The sequence below is a fragment of the Arthrobacter sp. TMP15 genome, assembly GCF_039529835.1.
Lineage (GTDB): Bacteria > Actinomycetota > Actinomycetes > Actinomycetales > Micrococcaceae > Specibacter.
The window spans coordinates 1442219-1461144 of the sequence record NZ_CP154262.1 but is presented as its reverse complement, the minus strand read 5'-3'; the positions used below and the strand labels follow the sequence as shown (position 1 = coordinate 1461144).

17 protein-coding genes are annotated in these 18926 nt (G+C 56.6%); 6 read left to right on the top strand and 11 right to left on the bottom strand.

Translation table 11 applies throughout. From position 1 onward, the window contains the following. The first annotated feature begins 33 nt into the window (after positions 1 to 33). A complete protein-coding gene (locus AAFM46_RS06380; RefSeq protein ID WP_343320073.1) occupies positions 34 to 411 on the top strand; it encodes a hypothetical protein in 378 nt (125 codons plus the stop codon). 54 nt (positions 412 to 465) lie between these two features. Here the strand turns inward: AAFM46_RS06380 and AAFM46_RS06375 are convergent, their stop codons facing one another. Further along, the gene (locus tag AAFM46_RS06375; protein WP_283531543.1) at positions 466 to 903 is read right to left on the bottom strand and encodes an RDD family protein; all 438 of its coding nucleotides are present in this window, start codon (positions 901 to 903) and stop codon (positions 466 to 468) included. Positions 904 to 1082: 179 nt separating this feature from the next. On the opposite strand from AAFM46_RS06375, the gene glnA reads away from it, so the two are divergent. Next, positions 1083 to 2507 carry a type I glutamate--ammonia ligase gene (gene glnA / locus AAFM46_RS06370; protein ID WP_283531544.1) on the top strand — a complete coding sequence of 475 codons (1425 nt, stop codon included), beginning with the start codon at positions 1083 to 1085 and terminating at the stop codon, positions 2505 to 2507. Between the two features lie 159 nt (positions 2508 to 2666). Here glnA and AAFM46_RS06365 read toward each other — a convergent pair whose 3' ends face one another. The 4 genes from AAFM46_RS06365 to AAFM46_RS06350 all read right to left on the bottom strand — a co-directional run bounded on the left by AAFM46_RS06365 (position 2667) and on the right by AAFM46_RS06350 (position 6191). Then, entirely contained in the window at positions 2667 to 2852 is a 186-nt protein-coding gene (locus AAFM46_RS06365) for a CsbD family protein (protein ID WP_283531545.1), read from the bottom strand. 140 nt (positions 2853 to 2992) lie between these two features. Then, positions 2993 to 3904, bottom strand: a complete 912-nt coding sequence (locus tag AAFM46_RS06360) for a glutaminase (RefSeq protein ID WP_283531662.1) — start codon at positions 3902 to 3904, stop codon at positions 2993 to 2995. Between the two features lie 101 nt (positions 3905 to 4005). Next, positions 4006 to 4746 (bottom strand): amino acid ABC transporter ATP-binding protein, encoded by a 741-nt coding sequence (locus AAFM46_RS06355; protein ID WP_283531546.1) that lies wholly within the window; start codon positions 4744 to 4746, stop codon positions 4006 to 4008. Next, positions 4743 to 6191 (bottom strand): amino acid ABC transporter substrate-binding protein/permease, encoded by a 1449-nt coding sequence (locus AAFM46_RS06350; RefSeq protein WP_343320072.1) that lies wholly within the window; start codon positions 6189 to 6191, stop codon positions 4743 to 4745. The genes AAFM46_RS06355 and AAFM46_RS06350 overlap by 4 nt, the downstream gene beginning before the upstream one ends. A 306-nt stretch (positions 6192 to 6497) precedes the next feature. Here AAFM46_RS06350 and AAFM46_RS06345 point away from each other — a divergent pair, with 306 nt between their 5' ends. Further along, complete coding sequence (locus AAFM46_RS06345; protein WP_343320071.1) at positions 6498 to 8006, top strand: arylsulfatase; 1509 nt, start codon at positions 6498 to 6500, stop codon at positions 8004 to 8006. 33 nt (positions 8007 to 8039) lie between these two features. On the opposite strand, the gene AAFM46_RS06340 is transcribed toward AAFM46_RS06345, so the two are convergent. Continuing rightward, complete coding sequence (locus AAFM46_RS06340) at positions 8040 to 11144, bottom strand: bifunctional [glutamine synthetase] adenylyltransferase/[glutamine synthetase]-adenylyl-L-tyrosine phosphorylase (protein WP_283531549.1); 3105 nt, start codon at positions 11142 to 11144, stop codon at positions 8040 to 8042. Positions 11145 to 11152: 8 nt separating this feature from the next. Then, a complete protein-coding gene (locus tag AAFM46_RS06335) occupies positions 11153 to 12499 on the bottom strand; it encodes a glutamine synthetase family protein (RefSeq protein ID WP_283531550.1) in 1347 nt (448 codons plus the stop codon). A 417-nt stretch (positions 12500 to 12916) separates the two neighbouring features. On the opposite strand from AAFM46_RS06335, the gene panB reads away from it, so the two are divergent. Continuing rightward, complete coding sequence (gene panB, locus AAFM46_RS06330) at positions 12917 to 13834, top strand: 3-methyl-2-oxobutanoate hydroxymethyltransferase (RefSeq protein WP_343320389.1); 918 nt, start codon at positions 12917 to 12919, stop codon at positions 13832 to 13834. Positions 13835 to 13887: 53 nt separating this feature from the next. On the opposite strand, the gene AAFM46_RS06325 is transcribed toward panB, so the two are convergent. Continuing rightward, a complete protein-coding gene (locus AAFM46_RS06325) occupies positions 13888 to 14058 on the bottom strand; it encodes an SPOR domain-containing protein (protein WP_283531551.1) in 171 nt (56 codons plus the stop codon). Between the two features lie 113 nt (positions 14059 to 14171). Between AAFM46_RS06325 and map the strand changes: the two genes are divergently transcribed. Both map and AAFM46_RS06315 read left to right on the top strand, forming a co-directional pair. Continuing rightward, positions 14172 to 15050 (top strand): type I methionyl aminopeptidase, encoded by an 879-nt coding sequence (map, locus tag AAFM46_RS06320; protein WP_283531552.1) that lies wholly within the window; start codon positions 14172 to 14174, stop codon positions 15048 to 15050. Between the two features lie 102 nt (positions 15051 to 15152). Continuing rightward, complete coding sequence (locus tag AAFM46_RS06315; protein WP_283531553.1) at positions 15153 to 15947, top strand: ROK family protein; 795 nt, start codon at positions 15153 to 15155, stop codon at positions 15945 to 15947. Positions 15948 to 16021: 74 nt separating this feature from the next. Here the strand turns inward: AAFM46_RS06315 and nrdR are convergent, their stop codons facing one another. The 3 genes from nrdR to AAFM46_RS06300 form a co-directional block, all read right to left on the bottom strand. Next, positions 16022 to 16534 (bottom strand): transcriptional regulator NrdR, encoded by a 513-nt coding sequence (nrdR, locus tag AAFM46_RS06310; protein WP_283531554.1) that lies wholly within the window; start codon positions 16532 to 16534, stop codon positions 16022 to 16024. A gap of 135 nt (positions 16535 to 16669) precedes the next feature. Next, positions 16670 to 18043 (bottom strand): histidinol dehydrogenase, encoded by a 1374-nt coding sequence (hisD, locus tag AAFM46_RS06305; RefSeq protein ID WP_283531664.1) that lies wholly within the window; start codon positions 18041 to 18043, stop codon positions 16670 to 16672. A gap of 63 nt (positions 18044 to 18106) precedes the next feature. Further along, positions 18107 to 18895, bottom strand: a complete 789-nt coding sequence (locus AAFM46_RS06300; RefSeq protein ID WP_283531555.1) for a hypothetical protein — start codon at positions 18893 to 18895, stop codon at positions 18107 to 18109. Positions 18896 to 18926 lie beyond the last annotated feature (31 nt).

The following is an 18926-nucleotide window of genomic DNA, read 5'->3' as shown; positions in this document are numbered from 1 at the left end:
TCGATTTTTCCCTCCGCACCGGAACAATCATCAGTGGCTTCTTCGCCTTCAGAAATTTCTCTTCCAAAGCTGCCAGGGAAAACTCTGGCCACATTTGCCAGTGAGCGCGTTCTTGGCTCACCTGAGGCCACCACAAATTCCGGCGGCTCCTTCGAAGCCAACGGTGCGGGATTGCAGTTCAATATCAATTGCCAGGGCCGGGGCACCGTGGATGTTTCGATTGACTCGGATTCAGGGCAAGGCCACATGTCCAGTTTCAACATTGAATGTGTGGCGGGACATATCAGCAGCATGACGAACCAGGATTTCAACGCCCACGGTCTCACTCAAGTCCGTATTATGGCTCCTGATGGCGTGGCCTGGGCCATGGCTGTTGGGACACTTGATCCATCCGACGCGCCCGGGAAGTAAGCCCACGTTTTCTGGTGTAACCAGTTCCTGTACCTGAATCGATACCTCAGGACTCTAGCGACGCACTAAAATCGTTTTCATAGCCCTGTCATGCAGGCCGCGGTGGTCCGCATCCATAATCACGGCAGGGATCACCAGACACACCAGCACAGCGCGAACAACGCCCGCCAGCAAGCCTGCAGGACCGCCGTCGAGCCTTGTAACCTGGATGCCCATGATCCTGTGGCCCACGCTGTAGCCAAGTGTGCCAACAAGAACCATCTGTTCAACGGCGAAGACAGCCAAGATAGCGTTCGGGTTGGCGTCAAAAAAAGCTATCGCAATCAGATAGCACAAACCCCAATCAATACAGAGGGCAAGGATGCGCCGGCCTGCACGGGCCATCGATTTAGGCCCACTTTCGGGTAGCCCTAAACGCGCGCCCGGGAATTTGGATATATTGGAAGTGTCCGGCCCGCTGAGCCAGGAACCTAAGTCTTTACGATCTACCACACCAACAGCTTACCGGTGTGGGCCCGAAGCAGGGGCACCGGGACTTCCCGGGGCGCTTGTAACGTGCCGGAAACATTTCTGACACGATGGGGTAATGCTCTGGTTCTAGGCTTATCTCAGTCGTACAGGCAACGTAGCCGCACCCAGCCGGCCACATCCCCCAGCGCCAAGGAGCGTAAATGTTCAAGAACGCGGAAGAAGTCCTCCAGTTCATCAAAGACGAAGATGTTAAGTTCGTCGATATCCGATTCACAGATCTGCCCGGTGTCCAGCAGCACTTCAACGTGCCTGCCAAAACTGTTGACCTTGATTTTTTCGTCAACGGTCAGCTGTTCGATGGTTCCTCCATCCGCGGCTTCCAGGGCATCGCAGAGTCAGACATGCAGCTGATCCCGGACCCTAAGACCGCTTTTATTGACACGTTCCGTTTGGAGAAGACGCTGGCGTTGAATTTCTCCATCGTCAACCCGCGTACCGGAGATCCTTACCACCGCGATCCTCGTGGTGTTGCCGAGAAGGCAGAGGCCTACCTGGCCTCAACAGGCATTGCAGACACAGCCTTCTTTGGTGCCGAGGCCGAATTCTTTGTCTTTGACAATGTCCAGTACGAGTCCTCCGCAAAAGGATCCTTCTACAAGATCGACTCCGAAGAGGCCTACTGGAACACGGGCAGGGTAGAAGAAGGCGGCAACTTAGGCTACAAGACGCCAGAAAAGGGCGGCTACTTCCCGGTGGCCCCCATTGACCACCAGGCTGATCTGCGTGACGCCATGTGCCTTGAAATGGATGCTGCCGGCCTTGAAGTTGAGCGCTCCCACCACGAAGTTGGTGCGGCCGGTCAGGCCGAAATCAATTACAAGTTCAACACGCTGGTGCATTCTGCCGACGATCTGCAGAAGTTCAAATACATCATTAAGAACACGGCCTGGGCCTGGGGCAAGTCAGTAACGTTCATGCCTAAGCCCGTCTTTGGTGACAACGGATCCGGCATGCACTGCCACCAGTCACTGTGGAGCAATGGCGATCCATTATTCTACGACGAGAAGGGCTACGCCGGCCTGTCCGACATGGCGCGCTGGTACATTGGCGGGCTGCTCAAGCACGCCGATGCTGTGCTGGCCTTCACCAACCCCACAGTGAACTCCTACCGCCGTTTGGTGAAGGGCTTTGAGGCCCCGGTGAACATGGTGTACTCGCAGGGTAACCGCTCGGCGGGTATCCGCATCCCGATCACCGGCTCGAACCCGAAAGCCAAGCGCTTGGAGTTCCGTGCACCTGACGCCTCATCGAACCCGTATCTGGCCTTCTCCGCCCAGCTGATGGCTGGTCTTGACGGCATCAAGAACCGGATCGAACCGCCGGCGCCCATTGACAAGGACCTGTACGAGCTCCCCCCGGAAGAAGCCAAGGACATTCCCAAGGCACCTGAGTCTCTGGAAGAGGCGCTTATCGCCTTGGAAAACGACAACGACTTCTTGCAGGCCGGTGGCGTATTCACGCAGGATTTGATTGACACGTGGATCGACTACAAGCGCGAATACGAGATCAAGCCGCTGCAACTGCGCCCAAACCCGTACGAGTTTGAGCTCTACTACAGCTGCTAACCAGAACACGCCGCAGCGGTTAGGGTAGGCAGCAGTTCTGGGCCCGCCCTAACCGTTGCGGCGCGTTCTTGGGAAATAAAAAAAGTCAGGGGCCCGAACGTAATGTTCCGGCCCCTGACTTTGCCTATCAAACGTCAAGACGTAAGCAATATCTAGTGCTTACTTATCGAAAACGTCCTTAGCAGCATCCTTGACGTGCTCACCGGCCTGCTTGGTTTTCGCCGAAGCCTGATCTGCAACGCCTTCTGCCTGAAGCTTCTCGTTATTGGTTGCATCTCCGGTAGTTTCCTTGACCTTGCCGGTCATTTCCTCTGCCTTGTTGCTAATTTTATCTCCGAGTCCCATGGGGCCCTCCTTAAAGATCAATCCAACTGGTGACGATTTCCACGCTACTTATTCAAGCTGTGAATTACCTGTGAGTGCAGTGGAGCAGTGAGATCACCTCTCTCACCGCAGAAAACAGTGAAAATGCAGAGTAAAAAAACCTAAAAAATGGACCAGTCGGTACGGGCGGTGAACTCATCCAACGCCGCAATGCCTGCCATTGAATTACCGTTGGGGCCCAGCGCAGGGCCCCATACGGTGACCGAGCAGCGGCCAGGAACAATGGCTACGATACCGCCGCCCACACCGCTTTTGCATGGCACACCCACACGGTAGGCAAACTCCCCCGCAGCGTCATAGGTGCCACAAGTGAGCATCACAGCGTTGACACGCTTGCTTTGATTGGGGCTCAGGAACGGTGTACCGCCCGAAGAGACGCCATGACGGGCTAGGAACAGTGATGCCTTGGCTAGGTCCTCACAGCTCATTTCAAGGGCGCACTGGTCGAAGTAGTTAGCCAGAACGTCCTCAACCGGGTTCTCAAGGTTGCCGTAGCTGGCCAGCAAATGCGCCATTGAAGCGTTCCGGTGACCGTGTCCCGATTCTGAGGCCGCCACCACCGCATCCACATCAACGTCAGCAGATCCTGATTCCCTGCGCACAAGCCCGCGTACCGAACCGGCAGCATCACCTGTGAGAGTCAATAGCCTGTCTGTGACAACCAGAGCACCAGCATTGATAAAAGGGTTCCGCGGTATACCCCGATCGGCTTCTAGCTGAACCATGGAGTTAAAGGGTGTCCCTGAGGGCTCCCGGAAAACTCGCCGCCAGATCGAATCGTAGTCATAGGACATCACTAGAGCCAATGAAAAAACTTTGGAAATACTTTGAATGGAAAACGGCTCCTGCCAGTCCCCTGCCCCATACACTGTCCCATCGGACATGGCCACACAGATGCCAAATTTATCCCGCGGTACTTTACTTAAACTGGGAATGTAGGCCGCTACTTCTCCTCGTTCGCACAGGGGTGCAACATGATCAACGATGCCATCGAGGATGCCCTGCATGTCCATCACATACGCTCCTAAACTGTTGTGCCGGCGTGGTGCGCCCAACCAATAAATCTACACGCAAAAGGTGGCCAGCCCACTGGCCGGCCACCTTTGCGCTCCCGCTAGAGAACCTTGGCCAGAAAATCCTGCAATCGCGGCTGCTGGGCGTTTGAGAACATTTCTTCCGGAGTGCCTTCCTCGCAGATAAGCCCCTCGTCCATGAAGACAACCCTGTCAGCCACTTCGCGAGCAAAGCCCATCTCATGCGTGACTACCACCATTGTCATGCCCTCGGCGGCCAGATCGCGAATAACCGCCAACACCTCCCCGACCATTTCCGGGTCCAAAGCGCTGGTAGCCTCATCGAAGAGCATGATGTCGGGGTTCATAGCCAGGGCACGTGCAATGGCCACACGCTGTTTCTGCCCGCCGGAAAGCGATGCCGGCCGAGCATCGGCTTTCTCGACAAGCCCAACCCGTTCAAGCAGCTTCATCGCCTGAGCCCTTGCCCCGGCCTTGTCCAATTTCTTGAGTTCCACCGGCGCCAGCATGATGTTTTGGATCACTGACATGTGCGGGAACAGGTTGAAGTGCTGAAAGACCATGCCAATGTTTGCCCGGACGGTGTTCAAATCAACGTCTGCATCGGTCAGGTCAACACCGCTGATCGTGACAGTACCGGCAGTAATGTCCTCAAGCTTGTTCAGGCAGCGCAGGAACGTTGATTTACCCGAACCTGATGGCCCAATTACGCATACCACCTCGCCTTCGGCAATATCAACGTCCAAGCCTTTGAGGACTTCATTGGAGCCAAACGACTTCTTCAGTTGACGGACACTGATTTTCGCGTTTTTTTCGCTCATTTGTTGAACTTCCTGTCCAAAGCGTTGGAAAGCTGGGTCAAGATCGAGATCACAATAAAGTACAGAGCCGCCACAATCAGCAGTGTCTCACCCGTGCGGAAGTTGGACGCGTAAATCTGTTGGCCCTGATACGTCAGCTCCGCGAAGCCAATGACGGCCAGCAACGAGGTGTCCTTGAGCGTGATGACGAACTGGTTGATGAACGACGGCGTCATAATCTTCACAGCCTGCGGCACCACTACACGGCGCATGGAGGTGACGTACCCTAAGCCCAGGCTGCGGCTGGCTTCCAATTGTCCAGGGTCAACGGATTGAATGCCGCCACGGACAATCTCTGTCATATAGGCACCAGCGTTAAGACTCAGTGTCAAAACGCCGGCACTGAGAACATCGATTGGCTGCCCTGTCATCTGCGGCAAACCAAAGTAGAAGAAGAACGCTTGGACTAGCAGCGGAGTTCCACGGAAGATAGAAACGTACGTCGTGGCAATGCCGCGCAGAATCCTGCTCTCGGCCACCTTGAAGAATCCAAAGAGGATACCCAGTACCAGCGCAATGGCCAATGAGAGCACCGTGGCGACCATTGTCAGCCATAGCCCCTTCATCAGGGCTGGAAAACTATCCTTGACGAGTTGCAAAAAGCTGACCTGTTCGGCAACTTCGGACTTAGCCAGGTATTTGTCGAGAATCTTGTCGTACTCGCCATTGGCCTTCAAGTTGCTCAGACCAGCGTCAAAGGCGGCTAGCAGTTCCGGGTTTTGGCCCTTGTTAACGGCAAATCCGTAGGAGCTGCCCTGTTCTTTGTCCGTAACGATTTTCAGGCCATTATTCTGGCTGACACCGTAGGCCAGCACCGGGTAGTCATCGAAGACTGCCACAGAGTTGCCTGCTTTAACGTCGTCGTACATAGTGGCCGAATCAGCCAAAGCCTTTACCGTAAAGTTGTACTCAGCCTTAATCGAGTTAGCAAAGGACTCGCCTTCACTGCCACGCTTAGCTGTGACAGTCTTGCCTTTCAGATCCGCATAGGAAGTGATCTCGCCGTTGTTAGTGGCGACCGCCATTTGCACGCCGGAGTCAAAGTAAGGTGCGGAGAAGTCAAAGATCTGCTTCCGCTCATCCGTAATGGACATGCCGGCAATAACGCCCGCCACCTGGTTGGACTGCAGCGCTTGCAATGCAGCGTCAAAGCCCAGTGATTTAATATCCACTTCGAAGCCTTGGTCTACGGCAATGGCCCGCAGCAGGTCCATGTCGATACCGACCAGCTCACCGCTCCCGTCCCGGAACTCAAACGGGGCAAAAGTGGTGTCAGTAGCAATTGAAAAGGTCTTGCCTTTAACATCGCCTTGGAGCGCTTTTGTGGGTGCGGAAATAACATTTGCCGGGGTGGCAGGAGCGGCCGATGCGCTCAACGCTGAGGCCCCGCCGATCCCGAAAAGCATGATTGCTACAGTAAAAAAGGCGGCCAGAGTGGCAAAAATGCCACCTCTGCGCCGCCGTATGGGTGGAAGCCTAAGCATAAATTTTCCCTCACAACAGTGTTTCGCCCCTCCTGGGCCGAATGAAGTACCCAAAAGACGTTACAGCCTTTGGCGGGTTCACGCGAGACTACAGCACTCTTGGACATAACCTGGCCCTCTTTGGCGGGTCCGTGTGGCAGCACCTAACGAGCCTTGGGGTGGCCTTTCACCTATGCTGAATGTGGTTTCGATTACTTTCCCCGTGTGAGCGTCCCGTGAAAGAAGAACATGAACAAGCCCAATGTGATCCTGATTTGCGTCGACGAGTGGCGTGGGGACTGTTTGGGGGCGGAGGCTCACCCCTATGTCCAAACTCCACACCTTGATGAACTTGCTTCTCGAGGTGCCCGGTTCCGGCATGCCTATTCCGCCACACCCACGTGTGTACCAGCTCGCGTGGCATTGTTCACGGGCCAATCTCAGGAACGCCACGGCAGGGTGGGATACCAGGAAGGTGTGAATTTTACTGATCTCCACCCCATCACCATGCAAGGAGAGTTTAAGAAAGCCGGGTATCAAACTCAGGCCATTGGGAAACTGCATGTGTACCCGGAACGCAGCCGTGTGGGCTTCGAGGATGTCATCTTGCACGACGGATTCCTGCACTTTGCCCGCAAGGAACACAAACGCGACTTTAAGTTCTTCGACGACTACGTCCCATGGTTGCGCCGCCAACCCGGTGTGAGCCCAGATGAGGAATACTTTGACCATGGTGCCGGATGCAATTCCACCGTAGCCCGGCCGTGGGACAAAGCAGAACGTTTGCACCCTACGTCATGGACGTGCACACAGGCCGTTGAGTGGCTCTACCGGCGAGATCCCACAGTCCCGTTCTTCCTTTACCTTTCCTTCCACCGCCCCCACCCGCCTTACGATCCTCCCGCATGGGCCTTGGACATGTACCTTGATTTGCCGGCCTTTAAGCGCCGTGTTGGTGATTGGGAGCACCACTATGAGTCCCTGCGCACCAACGGTAACCACCAATTGTCATTTGGCACGCTACCAGAGGCGGTGACCCACAGGGCCAGGGCCGGATATTACGGACTAATGACCCACATTGACCTGCAACTGATGCGCGTTTTTGAAGCATTAGGAGAGTTTGGGCTTGCCGATGACACGGTTATCGCTTTTACGTCAGATCACGGTGAGATGCTCGGAGACCATGATTTTTACCGCAAATCTGTTGGCTATGAAGGTTCCGCACGGGTGCCCCTCATTGTGGTTCCTGCCCCCAATGATCCTGTTGCGAAACGTGGCGGCGTTGTTGAGGAAGTAGTTGAGCTGCGCGACATCATGCCCACGTTGCTGGAACTCGCCGACGTGCCGATCCCCGCATCCTGTGACGGGCGCTCACTAGCCAGATTTGTACGCAATAGTACCGATCCCGGCGGCTCTTGCCCCATACCGGAAGAGGAGCCGTGGCGGCAATGGCTGCATGGCGAACATGTCTACTTTGGCCAGTCCCTGCAATGGGTCACCGATGGGAAGGTGAAGTACCTGTGGGCTTCAGAATGGGGCTCGGAGGAGCTCTTTGATCTCAGTAATGATCCCGAGGAAATGCACAACCTCGCTCCCCTGGCCGAACATGCCGATTTGCTGGCCTTGTGGAAGGGCAGGTTGATAGAGGTTCTCACAGGGCGTGAGGAAAGATTCGTGCAGGACGGAGCGTTGGTGACAGGGGCGGCCGTTGTCACCATGCTCTCCCACGCCCGGGCACTGGCAGAAAAGGTGCGCTGAAACTAGTCCACATTATTCAGGGCAGGACCCCACTCAGCCGTAATACAGGCGTTCAAAGACTGCCCTGGTACGGCGGGTGAGACTTAGGTAGTCGTCCTCAAAAGTAGCGGCATTACCCGGTTCATAACCGCACCATCTGGCCACGGCTTCCAAGTCTCCCCTGGCAGATGGCAGCATGTCCGAGGAGTTGCCTGTCCACATGACGTTGGCATTGCGGATCTTTCCCGCCAACCGCCACGCCGCTTCCAAAAGCTCCGCTTCGCCCTCATCCACAAACCCAAGATCCTTCGCGGCATGCAGCGCTGGCAAGGTTTGAGTTGTACGCAGCTCAGGATGAGCATGGGCATGCTGGAGCTGCCACAGCTGAACCAGCCACTCAACGTCGCTGAGCCCGCCCCGCCCCAACTTTACGTGCCTGGCCGGATCGGCACCGCGAGGCAACCGTTCAGATTCCATCCGAGCCTTCAAGCGCTTGATCTCTCGCGTATCGGTTTCTGAAAGCGTGCGTCGGTAGCGGATGGGGTCCACCATGGACACAAACTCCTGCGCCAAATCGTCACAGCCTGCCATGGGCAACGCGCGCAGCAAGGCTTGGGCTTCCCATGCCGATGACCAGCGCGCGTAATACCCCCGGTATGCCTCCAAAGAACGGACAAGTGGACCATTACGTCCTTCGGGCCGTAGATCGGCATCAATACGCAGTACCCGCTCAGCCTTGATGGCCGGGCGCACGGGGGCAGTCAACAGGGCTGTCAGCTTCTGCCCAATCGCCATGGCCTGTTTATTTGCTTCCCTGAGCTGTTCTTCGCTGAGGTCTCCAACAGGCTTGTGTACGAACAACACATCCGCATCTGAGCCATAACCAATTTCTCGTCCTCCCTGACGGCCCATGGCAACAACCAGCACCTTCGTCAGGACTTCCTGGTCTGCGTACACCTCCTTCTCCGCAATGCGCAGGGCACCTAAAACTGTTGCTTTGTCAGCATCACTCAACGCCGCGGAAACCTCGTCCTGGCTGAGCAGTCCGCAGGAATCTGCGATAGCAATCCGCAGAATTTCGCGTTGCCTAATCAGCCTGATCAGGCGAATAGCTCCTGTTGCTTCGCCATGGCGGGAGATGGTTGCTTGGATTTCTGTCCATTGAGCCTGAAAACTCTCCGGTTTTAAGTCCTTGGAGCTGCCCAACCATGCCGTCGCTTCGGGAGAGACTTCAAGAAGGTCACTGACCAGGCGTGAACTTGAGAGTAAGTGGCACAGGCGTTCGGCTGCAGCTTGATGATCCCGCAGCATGCCCAAATACCAATGCGAGGTACCTAATGCATCACTGACTCGCCGGAACGCCAGCAAACCGGCGTCTGGGTCAACGCCGTCGGCCAGCCAGCCAAGAAGCACAGGTAGTAACTGCCGTTGCAAAGCCGCCCGGCGGCTCACTCCGGCAGTGAGCGCCTCAATGTGTCTGGTGGCCCCGGCGGTATCGCGATAGCCCAGCGCGGCCAGCCGGGCCCGTGCCGCACCCGTTGTCAACGCCGCGTCTTCAACACTGAGATGCGCGGCCGTGGCCAGAATGGGACGATAAAAAATCCTCTTATGCAAGGAGTTGACTGAGCGTTTGACCTTGGCCCAGTCTGACAATAACGATTCGGCGCTTGGCCGCTTTGTACTCAGCGGCCCGGCCAGAGCCCGCGCCAATGCACGTAATTGGTCAGGAGCGGTCGGCATGGTGTGCGTCCTGCGCATTTGCACCAGCTGTATTCGATGCTCCAATACCCGCAGGTACGTGTAGTGGTTCAGCAGCAGTGCAGCATCGGTTCTGCCAATATAGCCAGCTTTAGTCAGCTCATCGATCGCTGTCGTTGTTGCCCGGGACCTGATGCTGGTATCGGTTCGCCCATGCACAAGTTGTAGAAGCTGAACAGTAAACTCCACATCGCGCAAGCCCCCGTTACCAAGCTTAATTTGGCGCTCTGCCTCATCATCACGAATGTTGGCCGTGACTCTCCGACGCATCGCCTGAACCGACTCAACAAAGCCTTCCCGCTCTGAAGAGGCCCAAATCATCGGTTCAATGGCATCCTCGAAAGCTTTCCCCAGCTCTTTGTCCCCGGCCATCGCCCGCGCCTTCAGTAGCGCCTGGAACTCCCAGCTTTCCGCCCAACGGTGGTAATACGCCACATATGAATCCAGGCTACGCACCAACTGTCCGTCAGCTCCTTCGGGGCGCAGGTTTGCGTCAACCTCCCACAGCCCTGGCTCACGTTCGGGCGAGTAAATAGTCCTAGTTAGCGCACCAGCTAAGGCATTACCCAAGCGTGCAGCCTCTGCCTCGTCAATGCTGGCAGGGGCATCCACCACCTGCGTTTTCGCCTCATCCGGGACATCCGCAGTGCTGCTGACGGGCTCGTTGGTGGCCACCACATACATGACGTCCACGTCTGAAATATAGTTCAGTTCCCGCGCCCCGCACTTGCCCATACCAATCACGGCAAACCGGAGCGCAGCCACCTTCTGCGCGCCGAAGGCGACCCCGACTTCTGTGCGGGCAACGGCCAGAGCCGCTTCAACGGCGGCCGCAGCCAGATCTGCCAACTCCGCACCAATCATCGGCATAAGGGATTGCGGCGAGGCTGCGCCTAAGTCTCGCATCGTGAGTTCGCACAGGTGTCTACGGTATTGACTGCGTAGGGCTATCCGCGCGTCGGTTCCTACCAGTTCCGCAGTTGGCATCTCCGAGGCCGGGTCCGCACCTACCGCACGCAACAGGGACTCCCGCAGCACCTCAGCATCTACGGCAACCGGTTCAAGCACGGCAACAGCGTCAACGACGTCCAAGTGTTCGGGATGGCGCATGAGAAAATCTGCCAGCGCTTCCGAAGCACCTAAAAGTCTGAACAGCGGCTCATTGGAGACCAACTCCCCGGATTCCGGATCCACCACGTTCAACTTCTCGCGGCTTTCAGGCACGGCGCTAAGCAAACGCACCAAGGACTGCAAGGCCAGATCGGGATTGTCTGCCACCGCCAAGGCGTTCAGCAGCTCCCCCTGGTCCAGCCCGGCCAGTTCGGAAAAACCTAGGAACCTCTCACAAGTTTCCAGATCGGTGAAACCACGGGTGATAAGCGTGCGTGTTAACGAACTCATGACAGTTTTTAAAGCACTCCCAGGTAGCGGCTGAGTTCGTAGGGTGTGACTTGAAGCCGGTAGTCCTGCCACTCTGCCCGCTTATTCCGCAGGAAGTTCTCAAAGACCTGCTCACCAAGAATCTCCGGCAGAAGTTCGGACTCTTCCATTTGGCGCACAGCATCGTGGAGGCTTGAGGGCAGCGGATCGTGCCCCAAGGCGCGGCGTTCGCCACTTGTCAGGGCACTGATGTCCTCTACAGCTGCAGGTGGAAGTTCGTAATCTTCCTCGATCCCTTTCAAGCCTGCCCCTAGCAGCACTGAAAAGGCCAGATATGGGTTCGCGGCTGAATCAATACCACGGTATTCCAACCGTGAGGCTTGTCCCTTGCCCGGCTTGTACAACGGCACACGAACCAAAGCGGATCGGTTGTTGTGACCCCAGGAGACATAGCTAGGGGCCTCCCCGCCTCCCCACAAACGTTTGTATGAGTTGACGAATTGATTCGTGACGGCGGTGAACTCGGGGGCGTGCTTGAGTACGCCGGCCATGAACTGGCGCGCTGTTTTAGACATTTGATACTCGGCACCCGGCTCATGGAACGCGTTCGTATCGCCCTCAAACAAGGAGAAATGTGTGTGCATCCCCGACCCCGGGTGATCTGAGAACGGTTTGGGCATGAACGTGGCGTACGTCCCCTGCTTAATAGCAACCTCGCGGATCACGGTCCGAAACGTCATGATGTTATCTGCTGTTGCCAAGGCATCCGCGTATCGCAGGTCTATCTCATTTTGGCCGGGACCACCTTCATGGTGGCTAAATTCAACGGAGATGCCCACGTCTTCAAGCATTGTTACGGCAGTGCGCCGGAAGTCCTGTGCCACGCCTCCGGGGACATGGTCAAAGTAGCCGGCATGGTCTACGGGGATGGGGATGCCATCCGGGCCCGGCTTATCGGATTTAAGTAGATAGAACTCGATCTCGGGGTGGGTGTAACAGGTGAATCCCATATCCGCTGCCTTCTCCAACGTCCGTTTGAGAACGTTGCGGGGATCAGCGGCGGAGGGTTCGCCGTCGGGGGTCAGAATATCGCAAAACATGCGTGAGGTCTGCTCCGTATGTCCATTCCCGCGCCACGGCAGGATCTGAAAGGTTGATGGGTCAGGTTGAGCCAGCATGTCCGACTCAAAAACTCTGGCTAGGCCTTCGATCGCGGAACCGTCAAAACCGAGGCCTTCTTCAAAAGCACCTTCCACCTCGGCGGGGGCCAGTGCCACCGATTTCAAGCTGCCCACCACGTCGGTGAACCAGAGGCGAACAAACCGCACGTCACGCTCTTCGATGGTGCGCAACACAAATTCTTGCTGACGGTTCATGTACGGGCCTCTTCCTGTGGCGCCCCGGCGCTGGCAACGATTCTGCTCAGACGACGGAAGGGTTTACGGGCAGGTGCTTTCCCTGCAATGCCCACTCTACTAGCGGGGCGGTTGTACCCAAGCTTTGACATCCGCCGTTACGTCGGGGCAAGTTCTCCTGCCAGCCAGAGCAGCCAGTTCGGCTATCTGCAACGCCACGTGTTCGTGCCTGTGTTTTTTTCAAAACTAGTGCTGCAACTTTTTCCAAAACACCGTCGCACGATGTCACAAACAAGGAAATTTCCGCGCTTTCATGCTTGCCTCCGTCTCAACGTGCCGACTTCACCACACGAGTCGTAATAGGCTGGGAGCATGTCACCCACGAACATTCCTGATTCCGCTGTGTCTGATTCCTCTGTGTCTGATTCCGCTGCGTCCATTTCCGTTGCGTCCATTTCCAGCGCGTCCGACACAGCTGAACTGGCAGCACCCTACGGCAATGGTGCCGGCGCCACTGCATCAGCTGGACCAGCCGGGTCACCAGCTGGCATCCCGCCCACAGCACACAAAATCCGCACACACCATTTGCAGGCCGCCAAACGTGCTGGCGAGAAATTCGCCATGCTCACCGCCTACGACCAGTACACGGCACAGATTTTCGATGAAGCCGGTATCGAAGTACTGCTCATTGGGGATTCGGCGTCAAATAACGTCCTTGGCAATGAAACATCGCTGCCCATTACCTTGGATGAAATGATTATTCTCTCCCGTGCAGTGACGGCTGGGTCTAAACGGGCACTGGTGGTTGCCGATCTCCCCTTTGGCAGTTATGAACAGTCCCCCGAGCAAGCCATCGCCTCCTCGGTGCGGCTGATGAAAGAGGGGCTGGTCCATGCCGTCAAAATGGAAGGTGGGGCGTATTACGCACCAACTGTGCGTGCGTTGACCCAGGCTGGCATCCCCGTGATGGCTCACATTGGCTTCACACCGCAAAGTGAGCACGTACTTGGCGGGTACCGGGTGCAGGGTCGCGGTGATATGGCTCAAGCCTTGATCGAGGACGCGGTGGCGCTAGCTGACGCCGGCGCGTTCTGTGTGCTGATGGAAATGGTCCCGGCCGTCACGGCCGCCGCTGTAGACGCCGCTCTCACTGTGCCAACTGTGGGTATCGGTGCCGGGAATTCAACAACCGGGCAGGTACTGGTATGGCAGGATATGGCGGGACTACGGACAGGGAAGATGGCCAAATTCGTGAAACAGTATGCGCAAATGCGCACCGTCCTGGCCGACGCCGCTCGCGAGTTTGCCGATGAGGTGCGCACAGGTGTGTTCCCCGGCCCGGAACACACCTTCTAGCACCTGAACTCTTGCACGAGGCACGACCGGAGCAAAAGATGAAAGTTCGGTAACTAGTCTTCTTCTTCTTCAAGAGCATCAGCAATCTCATTGCGTTCTTGGACCTTAGCGAGGGCTTGCTGGGCTTCCTCGCGGGTTTCATAGGGTCCAATCAAGGACTTCCACCCTGACTGTGCATTCTTTTCAACTTCATGAGTTTCCACGTTGTACCAATATTTGGCCATGTTGCTCTCCAACTCTGTGCGGGGTCAATCCAACAGTTGCCATCTTAGGCCGTGCAGGTTCACTTACAGGGGCTACGGCTGCCGCCGTAGACAAAAACTTATAGGATGGCTTTATGTCTTCCACTGCAACCACGGCCCCACTGGGCAAGCTCGTTCCCGGTATCATCAGCCCCGAGCTGGCCGTACCACAGTCCATCCCCCGCCCCGAATACGTGGGCAAAGCCGGCCCGGCACCGTTCAAGGGTTCGGAGGTGAAGGATGCGGAAACTCTAGAAAAGATTCGCATCTCTTCCAAGATTGCTGCCCAAGCCATCGTGGAGGTTGGCAAACATATTGTCCCTGGGGTGACCACCGATTCCTTGGATCGGATAGGGCACGAGTTCCTGCTTGATAACATGGCTTACCCGTCAACGCTTGGGTACAGGGGTTTTCGCAAGTCGCTGTGTTCATCCATCAACGAGGTGATCTGTCACGGTATACCTGACAGCACTGTTGTAGAAGACGGGGACATCATCAACATAGATATCACGGCGTTTAAAAACGGCGTCCATGGCGACACCAACGCCACGTTCACCGTTGGCAATGTCGATGAGGAGTCTCGTCTGCTGGTTGAACGGACGCAGGAATCACTGAACCGTGCCATCCGCGCTGTGGCGCCAGGACGTCAGATCAATGTCATTGGGCGAGCCATCTCTGCATATGCCAAACGCTTTGGCTATGGTGTGGTGCGTGACTTCACCGGTCATGGTGTGGGCGAGGCCTTTCATACGGGTTTAATTATTCCGCATTATGACGCTGCACCCGCTTACAGCACTGTCATCGAGGAGGGAATGGTGTTCACCATCGAACCGATGCTCACCCTTGGCAGTATCGAGTGGGACATGTGGAGCGATGACTGGACGGTTGTTACCCGTGACCGTAAACGCACTGCCCAGTTTGAACACACCATGGTTGTCACGGCCACCGGCGCCGAAGTCCTGACGCTGCCCTAGCCCAAGCAACTATCCCAGCCCATTACACGCGCAGCGCCTTCCTGCCAGACCTTTAGTACCTGACTCGAATTTGAACCGAAAACTTCTATCTCTGGAGCCCGAATGTCTAAGAAGCACTCACACCCAACAACTGTCATTGGCATCGATATTGGCGGCACCGGTATCAAAGGCGGCATTGTTGATTTAGAAACCGGCACCATAGTAGGAGACCGTTTCAGGATCGACACCCCCACGCCATCAACTCCCCAAGCTGTTGCCAAGGTGGTAAAGGCCGTTGTTGATGAACTCTCAACCCGCCCTGATGCACCCAAAGACGATGCACCTGTTGGCATCACTTTTCCAGCGATCATCTCCCACGGCGTAGCTCGTTCGGCAGCCAACGTGGACAAGTCCTGGATCGACGCCAATGTCGATGAGATCTTCACCAAGGAACTTGGCCGCGACGTTCAGGTCATGAATGACGCCGACGCTGCAGGTCTGGCCGAAGCCCGCTACGGAGCGGGTCAGGGCATCAAGGGTACAGTTCTTGTCATCACTCTAGGCACAGGCATAGGCTCGGCGTTCATTTTCAATGGCAAGCTTGTCCCCAACGTTGAACTTGGTCATTTGGAGTTGGATGGCTTCGACGCTGAGACCCAAGCGTCGGCCAGCGCACGGCAACGAGATGACCTGAGCTGGGATGAATACGCGCTCCGACTCCAACGCTACTTCTCACACGTAGAGTTTCTGTTCTCCCCTGAGCTGTTCATTATTGGCGGCGGCATTTCAAAACGCAGTGAAGACTACTTGCCAAAACTGAAGTTACGCACCAAGATCATCACGGCCGAGTTGAAAAATAATGCCGGAATTGTTGGCGGGGCGCTGCAGGCAGCCGTACATTTCAAACTCACTAAATAACCGCCCGCAACGCAATTGTGGACACGATGCAACTAAAGCCGTAGTGTCAGTGGGCTCCAGCTGACGCTACGGCTTTAGCTTTGGCTTCCGTCGTGGAGAGTTTGGCTTTGTACCGCACCAGCTGCAGCAGCCGTTGCTGCTGCATTCTCGCTGCGCAGCGTGGCAATTGAACCTTCAAAGTCTTCCAGCGACTCAAAGGCCTGGTAGACGCTTGCGAATCGAAGATATGCCACCAAGTCAAGGCGCCTCAACGGAGCCAAAATGGCGAGGCCCACATCATTGGCCTCGATTTCGGCCGCGCCACTGGCCCTGATTGACTCTTCTACTTCTTGGGCCAGCACAGCCAGATCGTCATCAGTAACGGGTCGGCCCTGGCATGCTTTGCGCACCCCACTGATGATCTTGCTGCGGCTAAATGGCTCAGCGACTCCTGACCGTTTGGACACTGAGAGGCTGGCCGTTTCTACTGTGCTGAAACGACGCCCGCATTCGGTGCATTGCCGGCGACGGCGGATGGATGAGCCGTCATCGGAGAGGCGGGAATCAACCACCCGCGAGTCGGGATTACGGCAGAACGGGCAGTACATGCGGATCCCTTCGTCTCTTGGTGCCCCCAGTCTAAGAGGAGCAAAGTACAAATAATAATTACCTGACGCACACTTTTGAGCGTTTCGCGCTCATGTTGGCGCACTGTTGCTGTTACCGACACTACAGGGACGGTGCTAGCTGTGAAAACGCACCGCCACAGCGTCCCCGTGTGCCGGCAGTCCTTCGGTATTGGACAAGGTGATGACATGCTCCGCTACTTGTGCGAGAGCTTCCTTGTTGTAGTTAATGACCTGTATGGCACGCAGGAACGTAGTGACGTTCAATCCTGAGGAGAACGCGGCAGTTCCACTTGTTGGCAGCACATGGTTGGACCCCGCACAATAGTCCCCTAAACTCACGGGACTGTAGTCACCCACAAAGATTGCCCCTGCGCTGGTGATTCGCGCCGCCACTTCTACTGCATTTTCAGTGACGACTTCGAGGTGCTCGGCCGCGTAGGCGTTGCAGACGGCAACGCCCTGCTCTAGGTCATCAACCAAGACGATGCCGGACTGCGGGCCGCCCAGGGCGGTTTCTACACGCTCGCGGTGCCGGGTTAGGCCAACTTGTCGCAGCAATTCGTGTTCCACGGCGTCCGCGAACTCCACTGATGGTGTAACCAACACTGAGGCAGCGTTCGGATCGTGCTCTGCTTGGCTGATCAAATCGGCGGCAACGAAAGCCGGATTGGCACTCTCATCGGCTAAGACGGCGATCTCTGTGGCGCCCGCTTCGGAATCAATGCCAACCACTCCCTTGACGAGACGTTTGGCAGTGGCCACAAAAATATTGCCCGGACCCGTCACAACGTCAACAGGGTCTACAGACTCCCCACCGCCATTCGCGCTGCTTCCTTGCGCAACACCATAGGCAAACGCAGCGATTGCCTGCGCCCCACCCATTGCGTAGACCTCTTCAATGCCGAGCAGGGCGGCAGCTGCCAGAATGGTCTTATCCGGCAGTCCCCCGTTTTCCTTCTGTGGCGGTGAGGCCAAAGCTACCGAACTAACTCCGGCACTTTGGGCGGGCACAGCGTTCATGATCACAGACGATGCCAGCGGTGCCAGACCACCGGGGACGTACATACCTACACGTGAGACAGGAACCCAGCGCTGAGATATTACGGCGCCGCTGGCCACCGGATAATGAATGTCTGCCGGCTTTTGTGCTTGTGCAAAAGCCTTTGCCCTGGCAATGGATTCTTCCAGCGCGGCGCGGACCTTTGGGTCCAGCGTTTCAAGAGCGTGGGCAAGGGCTGCGGTGGGGACCCGGGGGTGTTCCTGGGTCACGCCGTCGAACTTCTTGGCAAGCGCAGCCAATGCCGCATGCCCGTGTTCGCGCACCTGCGCAATGATCCCCCGGACAGTTGACTCCGCCGTGGACACAGTGGATTGGTCTGTCCGCGGAACAGCACTTTTTAGTTCGGCCAAGGTTAGAGTGCGGCCCCGCAGGTCGATGCGGTGCAATCCAAGCTGCGAAGTATATGCCGTGCCGGTTGCCTCGGCCAGGTTGGTGCTTACCGTGCTGGACACTGAAGGTTCAAGATTGCTCACAAGATCTAAGTTTACCCGCTATTTCCGCTCAGACCCTGCATTGTTTCGGCGACCCCGCCCAACGGTCCCCCGCAGGTTGGGGGCATCGGTGGCGATGCTAGCCCGTGGATTCCCCGAAACGGGACCAAACGCGTAAGAGAGAAGATTGGAAATGAAAATAATCAACAAACTTGCCATTGGCCACAAAATCAGCACCGATGCTGAACGCAGCGAAAACACCATGCTGGGGCTGGTCATATTATTGGGCGGCGTGTGGAACAAATCTCCGGCAAAAACACCTACCCGCCAGGCAATGACGGATCCAACAAGGCCCCCCACGGCTACGGCCAACAGCAGTATTCCCTGCGATGAAGAAGCCGGAGAATCCGCTGGCCGGGATGAGCGCATGCGTCCCCGGTGAACTAGTACTGCGGCAAGAATCCCCGCCAACAGCAGCAAGCCACTCAAGGTTGCATCCCGCGGGAACCATATCTCAAAGTCCTTACCCTCACCATAAAAAGCTCCGCCCGGGGCCAACAGCCACCAAAGGACACCGGCTCCAACACCGGTGACGGCCGAGAAGCCAAGCCACTCTCGCCACACACCCCCGGTTGTCGTAGTCGGAGCCTGCCGTTGGGTGCTGCGCCTGTACCTGCGCAGACGCTGGGAGGCGCGCTTGTGATTCTCTACCCGTTGAGCGCTGCGGCTGCTGAGGGCGTGCGAGGAGAGCGCAGGCAACGGCGCAGCCACCTCTGGCTCTGGGCCGTCGCCGCCGAGCGTACTGGCAGTTGGCTGCGTTTTAGCTATTGGTAAAGAATGCTCACTCATCGCTTAACCGTAACGCCCGTTGCCGCCAGCA

What these genes read in the sequence shown, in the direction of transcription:
- AAFM46_RS06365 (WP_283531545.1), bottom strand. Translation starts at nt 2,852, where the DNA reads ATGGGACTCGGAGATAAAATTAGCAACAAGGCAGAGGAAATGACCGGC.
- AAFM46_RS06335 (WP_283531550.1), bottom strand. Translation starts at nt 12,499, where the DNA reads ATGAACCGTCAGCAAGAATTTGTGTTGCGCACCATCGAAGAGCGTGAC.
- nrdR (WP_283531554.1), bottom strand. Translation starts at nt 16,534, where the DNA reads ATGTACTGCCCGTTCTGCCGTAATCCCGACTCGCGGGTGGTTGATTCC.
- AAFM46_RS06340 (WP_283531549.1), bottom strand. Translation starts at nt 11,144, where the DNA reads ATGAGTTCGTTAACACGCACGCTTATCACCCGTGGTTTCACCGATCTG.
- AAFM46_RS06300 (WP_283531555.1), bottom strand. Translation starts at nt 18,895, where the DNA reads ATGAGTGAGCATTCTTTACCAATAGCTAAAACGCAGCCAACTGCCAGT.
- AAFM46_RS06355 (WP_283531546.1), bottom strand. Translation starts at nt 4,746, where the DNA reads ATGAGCGAAAAAAACGCGAAAATCAGTGTCCGTCAACTGAAGAAGTCG.
- glnA (WP_283531544.1), top strand. Translation starts at nt 1,083, where the DNA reads ATGTTCAAGAACGCGGAAGAAGTCCTCCAGTTCATCAAAGACGAAGAT.
- AAFM46_RS06350 (WP_343320072.1), bottom strand. Translation starts at nt 6,191, where the DNA reads ATGCTTTTCGGGATCGGCGGGGCCTCAGCGTTGAGCGCATCGGCCGCT.
- AAFM46_RS06345 (WP_343320071.1), top strand. Translation starts at nt 6,498, where the DNA reads ATGAACAAGCCCAATGTGATCCTGATTTGCGTCGACGAGTGGCGTGGG.
- AAFM46_RS06360 (WP_283531662.1), bottom strand. Translation starts at nt 3,904, where the DNA reads ATGGACATGCAGGGCATCCTCGATGGCATCGTTGATCATGTTGCACCC.
- AAFM46_RS06325 (WP_283531551.1), bottom strand. Translation starts at nt 14,058, where the DNA reads ATGGCCAAATATTGGTACAACGTGGAAACTCATGAAGTTGAAAAGAAT.
- map (WP_283531552.1), top strand. Translation starts at nt 14,172, where the DNA reads ATGTCTTCCACTGCAACCACGGCCCCACTGGGCAAGCTCGTTCCCGGT.
- AAFM46_RS06315 (WP_283531553.1), top strand. Translation starts at nt 15,153, where the DNA reads ATGTCTAAGAAGCACTCACACCCAACAACTGTCATTGGCATCGATATT.